The 19716-nt window shown below is 38.3% G+C and carries 19 protein-coding genes and 2 tRNA genes; 10 read left to right on the top strand and 11 right to left on the bottom strand.

What is annotated here, in order from left to right; genetic code table 11:
- Nucleotides 1-102: 102 nt before the first annotated feature.
- On the top strand, nt 103-1305 hold the full coding sequence (locus tag H5159_RS06190; protein ID WP_182779993.1) for an MFS transporter: 1203 nt from the start codon (nt 103-105) through the stop codon (nt 1303-1305).
- A 19-nt stretch (nt 1306-1324) separates the two neighbouring features.
- Here the strand turns inward: H5159_RS06190 and H5159_RS06195 are convergent, their stop codons facing one another.
- Nucleotides 1325-2218, bottom strand: coding sequence for a LysR family transcriptional regulator (locus H5159_RS06195; protein WP_154902996.1), 894 nt, complete (start codon nt 2216-2218; stop codon nt 1325-1327).
- A 98-nt stretch (nt 2219-2316) separates the two neighbouring features.
- Here H5159_RS06195 and H5159_RS06200 point away from each other — a divergent pair, with 98 nt between their 5' ends.
- Genes H5159_RS06200 through H5159_RS06210 form a run of 3 tightly spaced genes read left to right on the top strand, consistent with a single transcriptional unit; the run spans nt 2317 to nt 4894 of the window.
- The gene (locus H5159_RS06200; protein ID WP_182779994.1) at nt 2317-3033 is read left to right on the top strand and encodes a CoA transferase subunit A; all 717 of its coding nucleotides are present in this window, start codon (nt 2317-2319) and stop codon (nt 3031-3033) included.
- A 2-nt stretch (nt 3034-3035) separates the two neighbouring features.
- The gene (locus H5159_RS06205) at nt 3036-3707 is read left to right on the top strand and encodes a 3-oxoacid CoA-transferase subunit B (RefSeq protein ID WP_182779996.1); all 672 of its coding nucleotides are present in this window, start codon (nt 3036-3038) and stop codon (nt 3705-3707) included.
- A complete protein-coding gene (locus H5159_RS06210) occupies nt 3704-4894 on the top strand; it encodes an acetyl-CoA C-acetyltransferase (RefSeq protein ID WP_182779998.1) in 1191 nt (396 codons plus the stop codon). Before H5159_RS06205 ends, H5159_RS06210 begins: the two co-directional genes overlap by 4 nt.
- A 99-nt stretch (nt 4895-4993) precedes the next feature.
- Here H5159_RS06210 and H5159_RS06215 read toward each other — a convergent pair whose 3' ends face one another.
- Nucleotides 4994-5710 carry a GntR family transcriptional regulator gene (locus H5159_RS06215; RefSeq protein ID WP_182724896.1) on the bottom strand — a complete coding sequence of 239 codons (717 nt, stop codon included), beginning with the start codon at nt 5708-5710 and terminating at the stop codon, nt 4994-4996.
- Between the two features lie 214 nt (nt 5711-5924).
- On the opposite strand from H5159_RS06215, the gene H5159_RS06220 reads away from it, so the two are divergent.
- On the top strand, nt 5925-7016 hold the full coding sequence (locus tag H5159_RS06220) for an aromatic ring-hydroxylating dioxygenase subunit alpha (protein ID WP_182779999.1): 1092 nt from the start codon (nt 5925-5927) through the stop codon (nt 7014-7016).
- A 14-nt stretch (nt 7017-7030) separates the two neighbouring features.
- Nucleotides 7031-7987, top strand: a complete 957-nt coding sequence (locus H5159_RS06225; RefSeq protein ID WP_182695749.1) for a PDR/VanB family oxidoreductase — start codon at nt 7031-7033, stop codon at nt 7985-7987.
- Between the two features lie 69 nt (nt 7988-8056).
- Here the strand turns inward: H5159_RS06225 and H5159_RS06230 are convergent, their stop codons facing one another.
- The 3 genes from H5159_RS06230 to H5159_RS06240 all read right to left on the bottom strand — a co-directional run bounded on the left by H5159_RS06230 (nt 8057) and on the right by H5159_RS06240 (nt 11692).
- On the bottom strand, nt 8057-9409 hold the full coding sequence (locus H5159_RS06230) for an MFS transporter (RefSeq protein ID WP_371541811.1): 1353 nt from the start codon (nt 9407-9409) through the stop codon (nt 8057-8059).
- A 246-nt stretch (nt 9410-9655) separates the two neighbouring features.
- Nucleotides 9656-10708 carry an aromatic ring-hydroxylating dioxygenase subunit alpha gene (locus H5159_RS06235; protein WP_182780001.1) on the bottom strand — a complete coding sequence of 351 codons (1053 nt, stop codon included), beginning with the start codon at nt 10706-10708 and terminating at the stop codon, nt 9656-9658.
- Nucleotides 10709-10744: 36 nt separating this feature from the next.
- Entirely contained in the window at nt 10745-11692 is a 948-nt protein-coding gene (locus tag H5159_RS06240; RefSeq protein WP_182769751.1) for a PDR/VanB family oxidoreductase, read from the bottom strand.
- Nucleotides 11693-11883: 191 nt separating this feature from the next.
- Here H5159_RS06240 and H5159_RS06245 point away from each other — a divergent pair, with 191 nt between their 5' ends.
- The gene (locus H5159_RS06245) at nt 11884-12387 is read left to right on the top strand and encodes a MarR family winged helix-turn-helix transcriptional regulator (protein WP_220486909.1); all 504 of its coding nucleotides are present in this window, start codon (nt 11884-11886) and stop codon (nt 12385-12387) included.
- A gap of 612 nt (nt 12388-12999) precedes the next feature.
- Here the strand turns inward: H5159_RS06245 and H5159_RS06250 are convergent.
- The 4 genes from H5159_RS06250 to H5159_RS06265 form a co-directional block, all read right to left on the bottom strand.
- Nucleotides 13000-13076 (bottom strand) — tRNA-Val (locus H5159_RS06250).
- A gap of 224 nt (nt 13077-13300) precedes the next feature.
- Nucleotides 13301-13377 (bottom strand) — tRNA-Val (locus H5159_RS06255).
- A 113-nt stretch (nt 13378-13490) separates the two neighbouring features.
- Nucleotides 13491-14555 carry a DUF3080 domain-containing protein gene (locus H5159_RS06260; RefSeq protein ID WP_259399095.1) on the bottom strand — a complete coding sequence of 355 codons (1065 nt, stop codon included), beginning with the start codon at nt 14553-14555 and terminating at the stop codon, nt 13491-13493.
- On the bottom strand, nt 14518-15888 hold the full coding sequence (locus H5159_RS06265; protein WP_182780003.1) for an MATE family efflux transporter: 1371 nt from the start codon (nt 15886-15888) through the stop codon (nt 14518-14520). The genes H5159_RS06260 and H5159_RS06265 overlap by 38 nt, the downstream gene beginning before the upstream one ends.
- A 128-nt stretch (nt 15889-16016) precedes the next feature.
- Here H5159_RS06265 and H5159_RS06270 point away from each other — a divergent pair, with 128 nt between their 5' ends.
- Entirely contained in the window at nt 16017-16643 is a 627-nt protein-coding gene (locus H5159_RS06270) for a riboflavin synthase subunit alpha (protein ID WP_182673399.1), read from the top strand.
- Nucleotide 16644: 1 nt separating this feature from the next.
- Here the strand turns inward: H5159_RS06270 and H5159_RS06275 are convergent, their stop codons facing one another.
- A complete protein-coding gene (locus tag H5159_RS06275) occupies nt 16645-16848 on the bottom strand; it encodes a CPXCG motif-containing cysteine-rich protein (protein ID WP_002962509.1) in 204 nt (67 codons plus the stop codon).
- Between the two features lie 103 nt (nt 16849-16951).
- Nucleotides 16952-17824, bottom strand: a complete 873-nt coding sequence (locus tag H5159_RS06280) for a fructosamine kinase family protein (RefSeq protein ID WP_182734016.1) — start codon at nt 17822-17824, stop codon at nt 16952-16954.
- A gap of 124 nt (nt 17825-17948) precedes the next feature.
- On the opposite strand from H5159_RS06280, the gene H5159_RS06285 reads away from it, so the two are divergent.
- Together H5159_RS06285 and H5159_RS06290 are read left to right on the top strand one after the other, a co-directional pair.
- Nucleotides 17949-18641, top strand: coding sequence for a hypothetical protein (locus tag H5159_RS06285; protein WP_024603971.1), 693 nt, complete (start codon nt 17949-17951; stop codon nt 18639-18641).
- A 226-nt stretch (nt 18642-18867) separates the two neighbouring features.
- On the top strand, nt 18868-19653 hold the full coding sequence (locus tag H5159_RS06290; protein ID WP_002962505.1) for a hypothetical protein: 786 nt from the start codon (nt 18868-18870) through the stop codon (nt 19651-19653).
- The last annotated feature ends 63 nt before the right edge of the window (nt 19654-19716 follow it).

Here is a 19716-nt window from a genome sequence, read left to right on the forward strand (position 1 = left end):
TCTACAATTGGAAACTTTCAACACATAGTGGAGCCTTCGGGTTTGTATTTAATGACTCGACAACACACTAAGCAAAACACACAATAATTAAAGGAAGTTTTTATGAATACTATCTCGCCCACTGTGGCTTCTACTAAACACGGTATTATTTTAATTTTAGCGGCTATTATGCCTGTTATGGCAGTCATCTCCCTTGTTCCTGTGCTGCCTATGTTACTTGAAGAGTTTAAGCATATTAGTGGTTATGAGGTTTTAGTGCCTATTGCTATGACTATTCCTGCACTCTGTGTTGCTGTATTCTCTCCAATTGCGGGTTCTCTTTCTGATAAGTTTGGCAGGAAGTCGCTCCTTATTTTTGCTCTGTTAATATACAGCGCTGTTGGGGTATTACCTTATTTCTTGGAAAGTTTATCTCATATAATAGTATCTCGTATTTTTTTAGGTATTACAGAAGCGGTTATTATGACAATTGCTACCGCATTAATTGCTGACTACTTCATAGGAAAAGAAAGACAAAAATGGATTTCTATACAAATAGCGTCAGTGAGCTTAAGTGCTATTTTTCTCATTGCACTTGGCGGTATGTTGGGTGAAGTATTGGGTTCAAGAGGCCCATTTGTTTTATACTTACTTGCCTTGCCTGTTGCTTTGCTGGTTGCTTTAAACTTATTTGAACCTAAAGTAAGAGCAAATGAAGACAAACAACTCACGGGATTCCCTGTAATAAAAGTACTGCCTCTATTATTTATAACACTATTTGTTGGTATTATTTTTTATTCTATGATTGTAAAACTAGGTGAAGTACTGTCGATTAGTCAGGCAGTGACGCCTGCTATTATTGGCGGAATAGGAGCTTTAGCAAATATAGGTGTTGCATTAGGTGCATTTTGTTACGGAAAAATTAAGCATATCTCAGGGCCACTTTTATTATGTGTTGGTTTTGGTTTAAGTGCCTTTGGTTACTTTGCAACAGCAGTGTCTTCTTCAATTGTAATTTCATCAATAGCTATTTTTATTGGTTGCTTGGGTTTTGGCTCTTTATTACCAACGACTTTAACATGGGTATTAAAGCTACTCCCTGAAAATGTACGTGGTAAAGGAACTGGGATGTGGACGGGTATGTTCTTTTTAGGTCAGTTTACAGCACCTATTGTTGTAACTTTACTTCAAAAAACATTGGACTCTTTGAGTGCTGTGCTTGTGCTAATTGCTATTTGTTGTGCAATTGCATCGCTGGTCGCTGCACTAAAAAGTAAAGGTGCAAGAGATTTAAAGTGTGATGATACAAATAAGGCACCTGTTTGAACATTCAATGGGCCTAAATTCAATCTCTTAACTCCAATGAATAGAGCTTAATTGTTTCAAGCATTGATTTAGCCGCGATAGATAAAGACGTGATAGGTTTAGAAATAACGCCTACACGTCTTGCAATAATAGGGGAATTTATTTCTCTGCATATTACGCCTGCTTCTAATGCTTGCTCTTTGCAAAGTGCAGGTACAACAGCCACTCCTAAATCATTACTCACCATCCTTATAACAGTCGCTAACTGGTGCGCATCAAATGCAGGGTTGAGTGCAATGTTATGCTGCGAGAGAGTGTCTTCAATTAGCCCTCTGACAGAAGAGGGACTTTGCAGAGTAATTAACTCAAACTTTAGTAGCTCCGACCAACTAATACTATGGCACTTAGCAAGCGGATGAAATTGAGGTAAAACCACAATAAATTGATCGTTATACAGCGGATGAAATACTAAGTCACCATTATGTTTAGGCTCAAATGAAATACCGAGTTCCACCAAGTCAGCATTTACCAAGTCAATAACCGTATCAGATAAGACATCGTCCACTGAGAGTTTTATGTTTGGGTACTTTGTATGAAAACGCTTAATTATTTTTGGCAAAATTGAACTGGCAAAAGAGGGCATGGCTGCGATAGATGTATGCCCAAGATCCAGTGCAAATCGCTTTTTCATCTCTCGTTCTGCTGCGTCTATTTGGTTTAATAAGTTTTTAGCGACAGGTAAAAATGCTTTACCTTCTTGGGTGAGTACTAATGTACGTGTTGTGCGAGTTAATAATTTACCGCCCAAGCTCTCTTCTAAATTTTTGATACTTAAACTAAGCGCGGGTTGCGATAAGTGTAATTTAGCTGCGGCTTCTACAAAGCTTAGGCTGGAAGCCACCTGCGTAAATGCCTTCAATTGTTTTATATTCATTTATAAGAAAAACTAATTAATAAAACATAATTATAAAATTAACTATATCTTGCTTTGTTGTCAAACTAATAAACACATTCTTAATTTGGACTTAAACAATGGCTGGATTTAATAAAGTAGTAATTACGTATTCTCAAGCGCTTGAAGGACTTGAAGACGGTATGACCGTTTTAGCTGGTGGCTTTGGCTTATGCGGTATACCAGAGAATTTAATTAAGGAAATACAAAAAAAAGGTACTAAGGGGTTAACGCTTGTGTCGAATAACTGTGGTGTTGATGACTTTGGTTTAGGGTTGCTGCTAGAAAAACGACAAATCAAAAAGATCATTGCGTCTTATGTTGGTGAAAATGCAGAGTTTGAGCGACAAATGATGTCTGGTGAACTGGATGTTGAATTGACACCTCAAGGTACATTAGCCGAAAAAATGCGTGCCGGTGGTGCCGGTATTCCTGCCTTTTTCACCGCAACGGGTTATGGAACTCCAGTTGCACAAGGAAAAGAAGAACGTAACTTTAATGGTAAAACTTACATCTTAGAAGAATCGATAAAAGGTGATTTTGCCATTGTTAAAGCTTGGAAAGCTGATACATATGGTAATTTAGTTTATCGAAAAACAGCACGTAATTTTAATCCTTTAGTTGCAACAGCTGGCACAGTTACGGTTGTTGAAGTTGAAGAAATTGTTGAAGCAGGGCAATTAGATCCCGATGAAATTCATACCCCTGGGATATATGTGGATCGGGTTATTAAAGGTTCATTTGAAAAACGTATAGAACAACGCACAACTCGTGCTTCACAAGTTTTAGGAGTGTAACAATGGCTTTATCTCGTGAACAATTAGCAATGCGTGTTGCGCAAGAACTACAAGATGGATACTACGTAAACTTAGGTATTGGTATTCCGACGCTTGTTGCTAACTATGTGCCTGAAGGCATTGAAGTGATGCTTCAATCAGAAAACGGATTGTTAGGTATGGGGCAATTTCCAACAGAAGATGAACTTGATGCTGATTTAATCAATGCAGGCAAACAAACGGTGACTATGGCAACCGGCGCCTCAATTTTTGATAGTGCAGAGTCGTTTGCCATGATCCGTGGCGGGCATGTTGATTTAACTGTATTAGGTGCCTTTGAAGTAGATGTGAATGGTAATATTGCGTCTTACATGGTCCCCGGGAAGTTAATTAAAGGAATGGGAGGTGCTATGGATTTAGTGGCGGGTGCCGATAACATTATTGTCACTATGACCCATGCATCAAAGCATGGTGAATCAAAGTTATTAGCAAATTGTACATTGCCATTAACAGGTAAAGGTTGTATTAAAAAAGTATTAACTGATTTAGCTTTTATAGAAATTAAAGACGGTAAATTTCATTTGTTAGAAAGGGCGCCGAATGTCTCGGTAGAAGATATTCAACGGTTAACAGCAGGTGAGCTTGTTATTCCTGAGTATGTACCAGAAATGGACTTGCCCGAGGTGGTAGCATGAAGGCTGTTATTGTTGCTGCAAAAAGAACTGCAATTGGCGGTTTTGGACAAAGTTTGGCAAGTCTGTCAGCCATTGAAATAGGCAGTCAGTTACTTAAAACCGTTCTTGATGAAACACCGCAAGTAAAGCCACACATTGAGGAGGTGATTTTAGGGCAGGTGCTAACAGCAGGTTGTGGCCAAAATCCAGCAAGGCAGACAGCACTTAATGCCGGACTACCTATTAATGTGTCTGCTTTTACTATTAATCACGTATGTGGCTCAGGACTAAAAGCGGTGCAATTGGCTGCGCAATCAGTTCTTTGCGGTGATGCTAAAATGGTGGTTGCTGGTGGGCAAGAAAGTATGTCTCAGGCGGCGCACGTATTACCCAATAATAGAGTACCTAAAAAGTTAGGTGACTTATCTTTGGTTGATAGCCTGATAAAAGATGGTTTGTGGGATAGTCGCGAAAATATACATATGGGAATTACAGCTGAAAATATAGCTGAAAAATTTGCTGTTTCTAGAGCGGAACAAGATGAATTTGCAGTTCATTCACAGCAAAAAGCAGCAAATGCTATTAGCAGTGGTTTATTCAAAGATGAAATTGCCCCTATTTATATTGCAAAACGTGGAGGCGATATCCAGAGTTTTGATGTTGATGAATCAGTAAAAGCTGATACACAAATTATAAACCTTAGTAAGCTTAGGCCTGCGTTCAAAAAAGACGGTTCAGTTACTGCTGGAAATAGTTCGACTATTAACGACGGCGCAGCGATGGTGGTGGTTACTACAGACGAGTATGCAAAAAAGTTAAACTTACCTATTTTAGCTGTGATTGAAGCTACCGCTTGCGAAGGTGTTGAGCCGCTTTACATGGGCACTGGCCCAATAGCGGCCACGCAGGCTGTGTGTAAAAAAGCGGGCTGGCAAGTGCATGATATTGATTTAATTGAAGCTAATGAGGCATTTTCAGCCCAAGCACTGCACGTAAATAATGAATTAGGGCTTGATCCTAAAAAATTAAATGTAAATGGGGGGGCGGTAGCTTTAGGCCACCCCATAGGTGCTTCAGGTTGTCGTATTTTAGTCTCGCTGATATATCAAATGCAGCGAGCTAATAAAACAAAAGGGTTAGCAACACTTTGTATTGGTGGTGGTATGGGCATTGCTATGTTGGTCTCGCGTGAGCGCACAAAGGCTTAATAAGTTTTAATATTTAAAGCCCGTCTTTATTAGCAAGCTTCATACCTTACAGAATATGGCTCATTCAATGTGTAAGAGTGAGTAACACTCCTGCGCAGGTTATTTATTTGCGTGCGAAATAACAGTGAGTATGTTCTTAAGCTCTGTTCGGTGATAGTTTCGATCGTAACCGAGTGTTGCTTGTGCATGCTCACGCATAATTCCTTCTGCACGAGCACCTTGGCGAGAAAGCATTGCATGAAATACGTGGTGATGTTGCTGATGGGCAAATGCAAAGCGTTTAAACTCTTTTTGCATATTATTTTTGTCGATGGCAAGCGCGCTTACCGATGCAAATGGTAGGTGCTCATTTTTAGATAGTGCAGCCTGGATAGCCAAGTTACCCGACGCTTCAATAATTAGTAGATGAAAACGGCGGTTCATATCATGGTAGGTTGCTAAGTCATCTTCAGTTAGCTCGGCCCCTTCAAATAATAAATCACCACAAGTAAGCAGGGATTGCATTTCATTTTTTTGTTCTTCATTAAGGCCGTTTTCAGCAGCTTGTCGAGCAGCTAGGCCTTCTAATACTCCTCTTACTTCAATAGCGCCTTCAATTTCAATTGGTGAGACTGAGCGAACTTCGTAGCCACGCCTAGGAAGTTTGGTCAACAAACCTTCTTGTTCAAGTGTTCTAAATGCAATTCTTACAGGCGTTCTTGAAACACCTAGACGTTCAGAAGTGGCAATTTCAACTAGCCTTTCTCCGGTTTTTAGTGCTCCAGTTAAAATCATTTGTCGCAATGTGGTTACTGCATTTTGGCCTGACTTAGTCATAAAAAATTACCTTAATTACTTTTTAAACTGGATCCAATTAAGAATCTACACTGCATATAGTCATTGAAATAGTGTGAATTTACAACTAAAGCGTGACTAAAAGTGCAAAAAATAAAATTATATGGATCCAATTTACGCATGTTTGTTTTATTTATCTGGATTATTAGTTTATATTGGATCCAATGACAACAAAAACACAACAGGAGATCAAGGTATGGCTAAGCAGACCTTTATTAAAAATACATGGTATGTGGCGGCAATGAGTGATGAAATCAATCACAATAAACCACTCGGCCGAAAAGTGTGTGATCAAAGTATTGCTTTTTATCGTCAGACGGATGGAAAAGTAGCTGCGGTGCTAGATTTTTGTCCACACCGTGGCGCAGCTTTATCTTTAGGATATGTTGAGGACGGCTTGCTTGTATGCGGCTATCATGGTCTAAAAATGGGTGAGGACGGTAAAACAAAAGAAATGCCGCTGCAACGTGTGCAGAAATTTCCGTGTATGAAGTCATTTGCAGTTGAGGAGCGCTTTGGTTTTATCTGGGTTTGGCCTGGTGATAAAGATGCTGCAAATACAGATCTTATCCCACACTTACCTTGGGCTGAAGATGATACTTGGGCCTATGGGGGGGGGTTGTATCATATAAAATGCGACTATCGTTTAATGATCGATAATCTAATGGACTTAACACATGAAACGTACGTTCATGCTAGTAGTATAGGCCAAAAAGAAATTGATGAGTCTCCGGTGCAAACTGAAGTAGAAGGCGATAAAGTTTTTTGTCGCCGTTATATGGAAAATATTATGGCACCGCCATTTTGGCGAACTGCTCTGGAGGGTAATGGGCTTGCATCGGATACACTAGTAGACCGTTGGCAAATTTGTCGCTTTATGCCGCCATCACATGTAATGATTGATGTGGGTGTAGCACATGCTGGTTATGGTGGTTTTGATGCACCAAAAAATAAAAAAGCGAGCAGTACAGTGGTTGATTTTATTACTCCTGAGACTGAAAATACGATGTGGTACTTTTGGGGGATGGCACGTAACTTTAATGCCCAAGACGCTACATTAACTGATAAAATTAGAGAAGGGCAAGGCAGTATTTTCCAAGAAGATTTAGAGGTATTAGAGCGTCAGCAGCAAAATCTGAAGAATTTCCCGCAATTTGATCTTTTAAAGCTTGATATAGATGCAGGTGGTGTTCAGTCGCGACGTATCATTGAGCGTTTAATTGATAAAGAAATAAATGCGAAAAATATATCTACAGACGAGCTACCGCTCCAATCAGTAACATTTTAACAAAGGGAATTAGGATGATTTCAGTTATTGTTAAAAATGTGGTCGTTGAAGCAAAGGCGGTTGTTAGGCTCGTACTTGGATGCGCTGACAATGAGGATTTGCCACCATTTGAGGCAGGTGCACATATTGATATAAAGCTACCAAATGGTTTGCTTCGTCAATATTCTCTATGTCGGTTACAGTGCGACCCACGTTACTACGAAATTGCAGTATTAAAAGATCCTCAATCTCGTGGTGGATCAGCAGAGGTACATAGCCTACAAATAGGCGATAGAGTCGAAGTAAGTGAACCTAAAAATCACTTTTCATTGCTGAATCCAAAGAAAAATACATTACTGATTGCAGGTGGAATAGGGGTTACGCCATTATTAACGATGGCTCAAACATTACATAGTTTAGGGACACCTTTCGCATTTCACTATTGCGCTAAATCTTCTGAAACTGCAGCATTTGTTGAAGCATTAAAATTAGGGTCGTTTAGCGATAAAATAGCGTTTCACTTTAGCCAAGAATTGCAATCGGGTCGTATGGATGTAGAACAGGTGCTAAGTGAGCATATTCATGATACTGACTTGTATATATGTGGCCCTGCTGAGTTTATAACATATGTATTAAATCATGCTCGTTTGCTGGGTTGGTCTGAGGAGAGATTGCATCGAGAGTACTTCGCCGCACCAGTGGTTGCTGAAAATATTTCAGAAGACACGTCATTCACTATAAAAATTGCTAGCTCAGGTAAACAGTTTACTGTAGGCGAAGGGCAGTCTATCTCTCAAGTGCTAGAGGTTAATGGGATATTTATACCAGTTGCGTGTGAATCAGGAGTTTGTGGCACTTGCCAAACTGGTGTAGTGGAAGGCAATCCGGAACATCGCGATGTTTTTTTAACAGACAAAGAAAAAGCACAAGGCAAGTTGATTATGCCGTGTTGTTCAAGAGCAAAAACAGGGTCCATAACACTCGATTTATAAATACACTTACACGTATAAAACGATTTATAATTACTTTTATACGTGTAACCCGTATCAGCAACGCATAATTTAGGCTTTCCCACGAAATGCCGAGATACAGCTTGCTAGAATTACAAAGCCTAAAGACACGTTAAACGCGAGTGAAATTGTACTCATTAAAGCATGACTATGTTGCGCTGAAAACGTGCTGTCCCCTAAGTAATAATGCACAATTAAATTTACCAAGCTCATTCCAAATAAATTACCAATTGTTCGTGATAAATTCATGGAAGAAGAGGCTACGCCTAACTCATTCTTATCTACAGCACCCATAATTGCATTATTGTTAGGTGTTGAGAATAAGCCAAAGCCAATACCTAACAATAACAGTGAGCCACTTATGTATGTGATACTTGAGTCCATAGATAACAGTGATAGTAAAAAAAAGCTGACCATAACAATTATACAGCCAAATGTAGCTATTATGCGTGGCTGTAATTTATCTGAAAGTTTACCAGACAATGGTGCCATAATGGCCATAGAAACCGCTTGCAGTAACACGATTTGGCCAGCATGAGAAGGACTTAACCCTTTAATATATTGCAGATATAAGCTTAACAAAAAAGCCAATGAAAAATTACTGGCGTACATTAAAAACGATGTAGACAGCGATAAGCTAAATACTCTGCTTTCTAAGAACATTTGTACTCTGATTAGTGGTCGCCTGCTTTTACTTTGGTGAATAATAAATAATCCTAAGCTTATTACCGAAAGTAATGTTAAACCCCATCCAGTCATAGTGGGTAAATCACTGAGTCCTAATACTAAACATATTGCAAAGAGTGAGAAAAGCGCAGTACCCCACCAGTCAAACGAGGATTTTTTATCGTTTTTCCACTCACCATGTAAAAAAAGTTTAATAGCAAGTAGTAGCAGAAGGACAAGCGGAATTTGAGAGTAAAATACAGCCCGCCATCCCCATATTTCGGTGAGCCAACCGCCTATTGCAGGGGCTGCACTTAAGCCTATATACACACACGCTGCAGAAGTGCCCAGTGCCATGCCTCTTTTATTATTTGGCGTAATAGAAGTAATAATTGCAACACCAATACCAAAAATCATGGCACCTGCAGCGCCTTGTACAAAACGCCAAAAAAGTACCCATTCAATTGATGACGCAATAGCACACATCAGTGATGCTAGTGCATTTAGGCCTAAACCAAATGCATATACTCGTTTTCGACCATAGTTATCGGCTATTTTCCCGCAAGGCAGCATAAATATCACGCTACTAAGTAGGTAAAGGGTCGGCATCCAACCAATCATTTTAGCGCTTGCTTGTAAATCCTCTGCAAGATTTGGAATAGCTATGTTGACGCCGGCCATGCCGAGAGGTCCGATAATAGATCCGCTGCATACAATTATAAGCGCGATGGTAGTAATAGGGAGTTTAAACAAATATGATCCTTAAACGCATAGACTATAAAAATAATAAAAGGTGGTGTTTGAGAACATGGGTTTTTTAATGTGTTTATTATTGCCAATAGCAACAGAGGTAGCAAGCTGGTCTACTAAGTATCTACGTAATTTTTAATTAGCGTATTTTTGGTCCAATATGATGAGGTATTACTTTGTAGGCCATTGAAAAAGTAATACCTCAGTTTGAGTTAATATAATTAAAACAAGCCTTTAAGCTTCACATAAGCGCTTAATTATTCGCCTAGCGTGATTTGCACCGGTATCAACATGGATATCAATCATAGGTTGCCCTTTAAAGTGCTTCATTGATTTGTGTTGCGCTTCAATAACCACTTTGTCTTCATTGAACGTGTAACGAGTTTGTTCTACTACTTTTTGTTTTACGTTTTCAATATCAGTTGTTGGGTTTGTTGATATAGTCCAAAAATAATGACATGTTTCTTCTGTCTCTGGAGTTATGCAATGTAAGCCACGCATATGAAAGCCGCCACGGTTAGGGTTAGTTACCGATTCACTGTTTGCGTCAATACCGCCAGTCCATATCCTTAAATGTGATGGATAGAATTCAATTTCTTGCCAGCGATCTATTTTATCTTTAAATGGATAAGCAGCTGTATATGTTGGTGGCGGGGTTGAATTTGGCATGTAACGTTTTACGGTCACTTTATCACCTATAGCTTCTACATCCATTTGTGCATGCATATGCTTTTTAGCGTCACCACCAATCGTTTTAAGGTGTACGTAACCTAAGTGGCTAAGATCAAGTAAATTGTCATGTATGAGTTGAAATGGTGCTTGGTAGTGATATACATCACCATCGTAAACATATTTTTCGTCAGAATGATAAAGATAGCGAGGTGGGTCTTGATCAGGGGTTGAGCCTTGCTCTGAACCAAACCAAATCCAAATTAAATCATCTTGCTCTTTAAGTGTAAAAGGCGTTACTTTTGCTTTTCTTGGAACTTTTTTTTGCCCTGGTACTTCAAGACATTGGCCTTGGCCATTAAATAATAGACCATGATAACCGCATCTTAATCCTTCTTTTTCAAGTGTTCCCATCGATAAAGGCAGTTGGCGATGGCAACAACGATCTTCAAGTGCGCTAGCATGGCCTTGTGCATCTCTAAATAAAACTATAGGGGTGTTTAATAAAGTGCGAGCTAGTGGCTTGTCGGTTAACTCTTTGCTTAGTGCTGCTAAGTACCACATGTTAAGAGGAAAGGGGGTTTTAGTGTCCGAATTAGTTTGTGTATGTGTGGTCATAAGTGTCTCGTGTAAAGTCTAGTGTTAAAATTTTCTCTATAAATCTAGCGTTAGAGAGTCGCTTAACGCTCTTGAACAACAGGGTGTGAATCTATCGTTTTTTGCCTTTTCATCAGCAGTAAAGAATTCATCTCTGTGGTCGGGTATACCGCATGTCACAGAGGTAACGCATGTCCCGCAAATTCCCATTTCGCATGATACGTCTAACTCAATACCCGCATCTTCCATTGCTTCTAATGCGGTTTGCTCTGCAGAAACATCAATTTCTAAGCCTGAACGGCTCAAAATGAGCTTAAACGGAATATCTTCAGTACCTTCTGCTTTAGGTTCAGCTTTAAAATTTTCTTTGTGTAAGTACTCGTCTTTCCAGTTATTTGATTTTGCACTGTCAAAAATATATTCCATATAAGCTGCTGGGCCACAAGTGTATAAATGCGTATTCGTTTTAAATTCACCAATAAGTTCTTTGGCATCTTTTTTTGGCTGGGTTGAAAAGTGAAAAAATACCTTTTCAGAAAATGAACACTCTAGCAATTCTTGATAAAAAGCAGCCTCTACGGGGGATTTAGCATGATAATGAAGCTCAAAATCAACGCCGTTAATATCAAGCTCTCTTGCCATTGAGATTATCGGAGTAATGCCTATACCGCCTGCGAATAATAGTGCTTTATTATGAGTTGAATTGAGTGCAAAGAGGTTGCGAGGATCAGAAATTGATAATGTATCACCGACTTGCACATCAGAGTGAAGTGCAATTGAGCCTCCTCGTGAATTGGCATCTTTTAATACCGCTATTTTATAAAACTCATCGGATTGAGGGTGGCTGATAAGTGAGTACTGACGAGTTATTTTATCATTAAGTACCACATCAATGTGGCTACCCGCATCAAATTTAGGTAAAGCTTGCCCATTTATAGGTATTAGCTCAAAACTGACAATATTAGGTGTTTCAACCTTTTTACTGCGCACGTTTACTGAAAACATAAAGTTCCTAATGTTTGTTACTTTATGTTTATAATGTTGAATTATAGTTGAGGTGTCAACTATAATTTGAGTGTAGAGATTAACTTAATGTTAACGTTATGAATGTAAAACTCTTTGATCGTAATAAGCAATGATCATAAATAGTTTTAATCTCAAGATTTACCTAGTAAAATTTATTTATACCCTGAAAATTGGAAAAACCAATGCCTTCTAAACCCAAAGAACCTAGTGCTAAGCAGCTAGATCTTGAACGATATATACCTGCGCTTGTAAATTTTCTTTCTAATAAACTCTCAAGTGGTGCATCTGTATGCTATCGGAAAAACTTTAATGTAGGCGTTATTGAGTGGCGTGTATTAGCAATGCTCAAGGTGGAATCAAATATTTCTGCAAATCGCATCTGTCAGGTCATTGGTTTAGATAAAGCCGCTGTTAGTCGAGCTTTAAAACAATTACAAACGTTAGGCCATATTAGCTTTATAAAAAATGCTAAAGATGGTCGTTCATCATTAGCAAAGCTGACGGAAAAAGGTGAAAAGTTACATGATAAAATTCTCTATGTAGCTTTAGAGCGAGAAAGATTGTTATTACAAGGGGTTTCACAAAAAGAGCTTGATACACTTATTGAGGTATTGTTAAAACTAAATAAAAACATTAAGCAAGTAAATGAGTTTAAGGTAAGTAATACCACATAGGGATTCTTCCTCAAACTGTTGAAAGGTAATTGTTTAAATTTTTTGTTGCTCAATCTAAACTACTGTAAAGTTATACACTTGCTAAGAAGTGGTCTATTTTAACTGAAAATAAATGGCTGAAAATAGCTTTAGGCGTTCAGATATTGTTTTGGGAACAACTCGATGAAAAGCATAATATTTAGGACGGTTTTTTGGATTTGGCTCTAGTCAGTTCTAAATTTTGAATAAAAAATAATAAAAACTTAGAATTTAAATTCAGCGTAAAAATTATATAGATAGATTATTTAGGTTTTTAACCGTTTGAAATGTATAGTTTAATTGGTACGACTGAGTGGATTCGAGTTACTGCCCCTTGGACCGGTGGTCAAGATTAGGTAGTGCTCTTTCCTTCAATTATACGTTTATTAATGTTGGTACGACTGAATGGATTCGAGTTACTGACCCTTGGACCGGGTGGTCAAGAGTAGGTAGTGCTTTTTCCTTCAGATGTACTTTTATTTATTTATTTTACTTAAATGTTGGTACGACTGAGTGGATTCGAACTGCTGACCTTTGGACCGGGTGATCAAGAGTAGGTAGTGCTTTTTCCTTCAATTATACTTTTTTAAATGTTGGTACGACTGAGTGGATTCGAACCACCGACCCCTACCATGTCAAGGTAGTGCTCTAACCAACTGAGCTACAGTCGTACAATTTTTGAGGTTTTACTTAAATGTTGGTACGACTGAGTGGATTAGAACTACTGACCTTTGGACCGGGTGATCAAGAGTAGGTAGTGCTTTTTCCTTCAATTATACTTTTTTAAATGTTGGTACGACTGAGTGGATTCGAACCACTGACCCTTGGACCGGGTGATCAAGAGTAGGTAGTGCTTTTTCCTTCAGATGTACTTTTATTTATTTTACTTAAATGTTGGTACGACTGAGTGGATTCGAACCACCGACCCCTACCATGTCAAGGTAGTGCTCTAACCAACTGAGCTACAGTCGTATTACTTTATTTAAGTAGCTGTTAATTGCTTAACAACGGCGGCTAATATATAGCGTGGCGGTTGGTGAATCAAGCAAGTTTGTTGTTTTTGAGTTTATTTGCCGTTTTTTTATTCATATTGGACTTATTTCGCACGTTTTATAAAAACCTTGCCACCAAACCACATGTTTTTTAGCTGAGCTTTTTAGTAAGTTCAGTAAGTTACTTGTCGAGCCCGTTTTGACTAAGTTATTAATTTGAGGACTTGAGATACTTTCGTTAAACCAAAGCTCATTATAAAGCGGTTGTAGTGCCTCTAGATAACCAGTTAATTGCGCTTGGTAGGGCTGAATATCTTTTAAATAAAATTTTTGAAATACGTTACTTATGATTTTTGCGTTTTTATTATTTTTACCCTCTGGACATAGGGTATTAAAGTTTAGTGTTTTTACAAGCTGTGTGGCGTTGTTGTTTAACACTACCTGTTTACGGGCTGATTGAATGAGTGCTTGGTTAAATTGAAATTTATTAAGCTGCTCGAGTGCACTAAAAATAGAATCGCTATTAATTTCACTAAACTCTTTAGCGTTTATTTGCTGCTTAATAAGTACAAGTTGTTTGAGCGCCTGCAAGGTATCACTGAAGCCAGCGGGATCGTTACTTAGCTCGTTTGATGTTAACAGCCATGTTTTATTAAGCTCTGGCTCTTTAAATAACATGGCGTTAAAAGAGTGCATTAGGTGTATTTGTTTGTAGTTTTTGGCTGCGAGTATTTTTGTGTAACTAGGACTATTTTTATCAAGGCTGTTCAAGCAAACCTGCGCACTTTTAATAAAGTTTATTTGATATTTTAATTGCCCAGCAGCGCTGGCGGTTTTTCCTAATTGGTTATTGTGCTCACTTATAAGCACGTTTAGCTTACATTGGCTAATGCCTGCAAGCTCAACAATACTTAGTGTTAGGTCGCTTTGTGTTATTGGGGTAGGCTGCAGTAAGGGGAGTTGCTTGAGTGGCGCAGGCTCTGTGGTGCTTGTATCAACTGTGCTACTTAAGCGTTCAATATAAGTAGCGTTTATACTACTTTGTGGTTTGCTGCAGCCAGTAAGCGTTAAAAAACACATTACCAACATTGCAGCTGGTAATGTTTTAAGGCTGAGTTTATTAGTTTTGATTGAGTGCATCAATTTTAAAAAATTCATATTTTAAACGTTTTTTTACCGTTAGCATTAATAAAATAGCAGCGACACTAAGTCCCACTATTATCCCAGCCCAGAAACCGTGTGGCCCCATAGCTGGCACTATTATATCTGTTCTTGCCAATACGTAACCTAAACAAAAGCCGATTAACCAATACGATATAAACGTTATATACGATATAGGCGTGGTGTATTTTAACCCACGAAGTATGCCATTTGCTGCAACTTGCAATGCATCAGGTAATTGGTAAATACACGCTAAAATCATAATTGATGAAGCCAATGCCATAACAGCGGGGCTGTCGGTATACAGTTGGCTAATTAAATCACGACCGGTGAACGTAATAAGCGCTAAAAATAACGCCACAGCAATGGCTAAAATATAGCTGGTAGAAACCGCAACTTTTAATTGAGTCATGTTCTTTTGGCCGTATAAGTTACCTATACGGATGCTGATAGCGATTGATAGGCTCAGCGGCATCATAAACAGCAATGTAGTTACACTGGCTGCTATTTGATGTCCAGATATAGCTACTGCACCTAAATGCGCTATAAATAGCGGTATACAAGCAAATAAAGTGACTTCAAAAAAGGTGGCGAGTGAAATTGGTATACCTAACTTAGTAATAATACCAATGGTAGTGAAATTAGGTTTTTCGAATGATGAAAGCAGGCCTTTAGCATCTACTTTTTTACTCATTTGGCAGTAAGTGACTTGTGCTATTGCCATAACAGATAAAACAATGGCTGTTGCAATACCACAGCCCGCGCCGCCATAAGCAGGAAAACCAAATAAGCCATTTATGAAAATATAATTTACTGGAATATTAACGGCTAAACCTAATAGGCTTATATAAAAGGCGGGTTTGGTCATCCCCATGCCCTCGGTAACGTTTCTGTATACTGTAAAAATTAAAAATCCAAACACACCCCATTTCACAAAATGGATGTAGTCAATGGCAAGGTTTGCAATAGCAGGCGTTGTATCGAGCTTTAAAATAATGGCATCTGCTAAATGGGCAATACCAAAACCTGTAAAGCTTAAAATAGCGGTTAAATAAAGCGCTTGTTGAAAATAGTGGCTAATGCCTTTGCGGTCATCACTGCCCGAAAACTGCGCAATAATACCAGTAAGCGCTAATAAAATACCTTGCAGAGCAAGTAATAATGGGTTCCATATTCCTGTTGCAATAGAAAGTGCAGCTAAGTCAGTAGGGCTAACTTGGCCGGCCATAATTGTGTCGACTACCGACATTAAAATAAGTGTAACTTGTGCTAAAAAAACAGGTAAGGCTAGGGAAAGTAAACGCTTGGCTTCCCAATTGCAAAAGGTCATAAAAAAAGCTATTAAATAAAACAGGCGGCAATTGTAATCTATTGCGTTTCAAATAAAAATCACAGTAGTGAATGATTTTATGAGTTGATACGTTAAACTAGCACTTTGTAATAATTTTAAGTGATTTTATGTTTACAGGAATAGTGCAAACACAAGCAACAGTGGTCTCTAAAACTCAAGCTGATGGTGTGTTACGCTTAGTTGTATCGGTGAGCGATGAGTACGTTAAGCATTTAGATTTAGGCGCAAGTATTGCTATTAATGGCTGTTGTTTAACGGTTGTGCAAGTTGAGCTAAGTAATCATGATGTGGTGGCGCAAGTGCATTTTGATGTGATTGACGAAACTCTAAAGTTAACTAATTTAGGCTTGCTTGAGCTAGGTAGTTTAGTAAATTACGAACGCTCTGTTACGTTTGGTACTGAGCTAGGTGGGCATATAGTGTCTGGGCATATTCATTGTACGTCACAAATCTCTCAAATAGTGAAACTTGAGAATAACTGTAAAATACAATTAAGCTTGCCAAAAGAGTGGAAAAAGTATGTGTTATATAAAGGCTTTGTTGCTATAAATGGCGCAAGCTTAACCGTAGGCGAAGTTGATGAACAAGGTTTTTGGATACACCTAATTCCGGAAACGCTCGCCATTACAAACATTGGTGCAGCGCAAGTGGGTGACAAGTTTAATATTGAAGTTGATCAGCAAACTTACACTATTGTAAATACGGTAGAGAACTACTTACGCCATCAGGCTTAAGTTAAAATATTTGTTCGTCGTCACTGTCTACGTGTAGCTCCAATTTATTATTAGCATGGTCTATATGCATATTTAAATGAATTGGGTTACAGCAGGCAGTGCAATCTTCTATATAGTCTTGATCGCCGCTGCTTGCGTCTAAGTCTAGATGTATGTGGTGTCCGCAGTGTGGGCACGTTATTCGTTGTGATAAAAAATCTTTCATAATCACTCCAGTTATAAATAATTAAGTTAGGTTCAACTTAATCGCTTACAGATGAACGTCTACTTACTCATTAAATATAGTGCTCAAATGCAGCTTATGACATTTATTTTATACCTTCAAATACCAGCTTTTCTATATGTTGTTTAGCTTCAGTAAGATAGTGACCGGCAAAGATGTTGGCATGATTTAAAATGGGGTATAGCTGGTATATTAACTTACGTTTTTCGTAATTTTGAGAAAGCGGGTAGTGCGCGTTATAGGCGCTATAAAAGTCTTTAGGCAGTGGGGCAAATAGTTCGCTCATTGCAATATCCACTTCCCGATCACCATAATAACAAGCCGGGTTAAATATTGTTGGTTCTGCTTTTAAAAATCCCATATTGCCACGCCAAAAATCGCCATGCAGTAATGAAGGTTGTACTTGATGGCTATGTAGTTGCTCTTTTACGGTATTAATTAAGCGTTCGGGCTCAATAAAGTTAATGCCTTTTTCAGCGAGTAGTTGTAATTGCCACCCTATACGCTCTTCGGCGTAAAATACATCCCACTTTTTGTGCCAGCGGTTTGGCTGTATGGTTGTGGCTAGATAATTATCTACATCAAAACCAAACATAGCTTGGTCATGTTTTTGATGCATTTTAGCGAGGTTACGCCCCATATTAGTCCACGTGTCGTGGGGTTGTTTATCTAAAACGAGCCATTGTAAAACAATAAACGAAAACTCTATATTTGCACCAGTTGTAATACATTCAGGTACTTTAAAATTACTATTTTGCGCCAAAAGCTTTAAGCCAATAAATTCACTTTCTAAACGCTCGAGCTCGCTTTTTAGTGCTATTTTAACGAGGTAGTTATGCGTACCATTGGTAATATGAAATAGTTTGTCGGTGTTTGTACTTTGTAATTGGCGTTTGTAGGTGTGCTTAAAGTCAAAATTGATGGCTCGGCTGATGTGCTCATTTACTGTTTTCCACATAACAATTGCTCGCCTTTTAAACAGATACTTAAACTATGGCAAAAAGGTATTAATTTAACAATCTAAACGTTGTAAAATTAACGGCTATATTGAATAAAATTACACTTACTGTAGTGGAGTTAAAATGAACAAAAGTTTAATAACCAATTTGCTAGCGGGTTTATGTGTTGTTGTAGGTTTTATGTTTAACCAAGCAATTGTGTTGTCTGTTGGTTTATTTGCACTTTCTGGCGCGGTAACTAATTTATTAGCTATTCATATGTTATTCGAAAAAGTCCCGTTTTTATATGGTTCTGGTGTTATAGCGCTTAAGTTTGAAAGCTTTAAAGTCGCTATACGAAACCTGATATTAACGGAGTTTTTTTCAGAGCAAAAAATTAATAATTTACTCAATAAAGCGCAGCCCAATATCGACTTTGAGCCAATAATTAGCAATGTTGATTTAAACCCTGCATTCGACAATTTGTTAGAGGTAATAGAGCAGTCTCAGTTTGGTAGTATGCTAGGAATGTTTGGCGGTACAGCGGCAATAGAGCCGATGCGTGAAAAGTTTATTGAAAAAATGCAATTGTCGCTTAGTGAGATTTCTCAAACTGACGACTTTAAAGCATTAGTAAGCCAAACACTTTCACAAGGTAATAGCGCAGAAAGCCTACATAAAACGGTGCTTAAACTAGTTGATGAGCGCTTAGATGAGCTTACTCCTAAAATGGTTAAAGAGATTATTCAGACCATGATCCGCGAGCACCTAGGCTGGCTTGTAGTATGGGGCGGTGTGTTTGGTGGTTTATTTGGTTTAATAGCGGCCGTTATTTAAATCTAGCGACTAATAAAAAACATAATCATTCTATTGCATTAAATAGTGTACTTACTGCGTTAAAAATTATTTGTATAGAATAACTACACGTTGTTATTTGTGCCTGTTATTGCACTATTTTCTTAGTGAAATAATAGAGCACTAATTTAATGCAATTGGTATAACTTATTTTTTCAGGCTGTTATTATCGCCCCCATAATTTAGTCGTGTTTTTTTAGGAGCAACGGTGAGCAAAACGTTAGCCAGTTATTATCAGCAAGCATATGCGTGCGATCAGCAGCATTTTAATCAGTGTTTTTATTGTGGCTGTGAAGCGACAGAGCGCGATCATTGTCCGCCACTGCATATGCTACAAAGTATCGTTGATTTAGGTGAAGAGGCTGACTTTATCTCAATCCCTGCGTGTTATGAGTGCCACGCACTTTTACATAACGAAAGACTGATGACGATTGATGAGCGCTTTACCAAACTTAAAAAAAAGCTCTCAAATAAATATGCTAAACCACTGCGCGTTTATAACATGTGGGAAGAAAGCGAACTTGGCGACATGAGCGACGAGTTTGCCCATAGTATTCAAGCGGGTATGAAATTAGGCAAAGAAGCCGCTGAGCGTTTAGCCTTTACGGGTTTTAGCTATGCCACAGAAGATGCCAAAGTAGCAGTGCGCGAAAAAACAAAAGAGTTTGATGTAGAAGGCATGATATTTACCGACTTTAAAGAGGCGTTAAATTACTGCATTAACGATTTAAATGTTCAAAAAAGCGACTTTTATAAAATTTTGGTTGAAGACTACCAAGGCGATTTTAATAAAGCATTGAGCCAGTATCGTCATCGTCATGACAAAGTTACTGCGGCTAAAGACGGTAATACACTTATTAAAGATTTTTCAAAGCTACATAAGCAAAACTCTGATTTTGTAACGCGTACGGTTAAGCACTTTATTAGTAAAGATCCCTCGCTTACCACCGAAGGTGCGCTTGAAAAGCTATATAACAATTATATAAAGAAATAATTACAGAAATTCATCTTAATTAACTGCGTTTTCACCTGTTTTTTTGGCTTTATCCTTTAGGTT

The sequence above is a fragment of the Pseudoalteromonas sp. SG43-1 genome (assembly GCF_014164415.1).
In the GTDB taxonomy this organism is placed as follows: Bacteria; Pseudomonadota; Gammaproteobacteria; order Enterobacterales; family Alteromonadaceae; genus Pseudoalteromonas; species Pseudoalteromonas distincta.

Excerpts from the sequence above, each read along its gene's own strand:
- H5159_RS06265 (WP_182780003.1), bottom strand. The coding sequence starts at position 15,888 with ATGACCTTTTGCAATTGGGAAGCCAAGCGTTTACTTTCCCTAGCCTTA.
- H5159_RS06280 (WP_182734016.1), bottom strand. The coding sequence starts at position 17,824 with ATGTGGAAAACAGTAAATGAGCACATCAGCCGAGCCATCAATTTTGAC.
- H5159_RS06225 (WP_182695749.1), top strand. The coding sequence starts at position 7,031 with ATGATTTCAGTTATTGTTAAAAATGTGGTCGTTGAAGCAAAGGCGGTT.
- H5159_RS06215 (WP_182724896.1), bottom strand. The coding sequence starts at position 5,710 with ATGACTAAGTCAGGCCAAAATGCAGTAACCACATTGCGACAAATGATT.
- H5159_RS06270 (WP_182673399.1), top strand. The coding sequence starts at position 16,017 with ATGTTTACAGGAATAGTGCAAACACAAGCAACAGTGGTCTCTAAAACT.
- H5159_RS06285 (WP_024603971.1), top strand. The coding sequence starts at position 17,949 with ATGAACAAAAGTTTAATAACCAATTTGCTAGCGGGTTTATGTGTTGTT.
- H5159_RS06190 (WP_182779993.1), top strand. The coding sequence starts at position 103 with ATGAATACTATCTCGCCCACTGTGGCTTCTACTAAACACGGTATTATT.
- H5159_RS06275 (WP_002962509.1), bottom strand. The coding sequence starts at position 16,848 with ATGAAAGATTTTTTATCACAACGAATAACGTGCCCACACTGCGGACAC.
- H5159_RS06235 (WP_182780001.1), bottom strand. The coding sequence starts at position 10,708 with ATGACCACACATACACAAACTAATTCGGACACTAAAACCCCCTTTCCT.
- H5159_RS06195 (WP_154902996.1), bottom strand. The coding sequence starts at position 2,218 with ATGAATATAAAACAATTGAAGGCATTTACGCAGGTGGCTTCCAGCCTA.
- H5159_RS06200 (WP_182779994.1), top strand. The coding sequence starts at position 2,317 with ATGGCTGGATTTAATAAAGTAGTAATTACGTATTCTCAAGCGCTTGAA.
- H5159_RS06210 (WP_182779998.1), top strand. The coding sequence starts at position 3,704 with ATGAAGGCTGTTATTGTTGCTGCAAAAAGAACTGCAATTGGCGGTTTT.
- H5159_RS06240 (WP_182769751.1), bottom strand. The coding sequence starts at position 11,692 with ATGTTTTCAGTAAACGTGCGCAGTAAAAAGGTTGAAACACCTAATATT.
- H5159_RS06260 (WP_259399095.1), bottom strand. The coding sequence starts at position 14,555 with ATGAATTTTTTAAAATTGATGCACTCAATCAAAACTAATAAACTCAGC.
- H5159_RS06205 (WP_182779996.1), top strand. The coding sequence starts at position 3,036 with ATGGCTTTATCTCGTGAACAATTAGCAATGCGTGTTGCGCAAGAACTA.
- H5159_RS06220 (WP_182779999.1), top strand. The coding sequence starts at position 5,925 with ATGGCTAAGCAGACCTTTATTAAAAATACATGGTATGTGGCGGCAATG.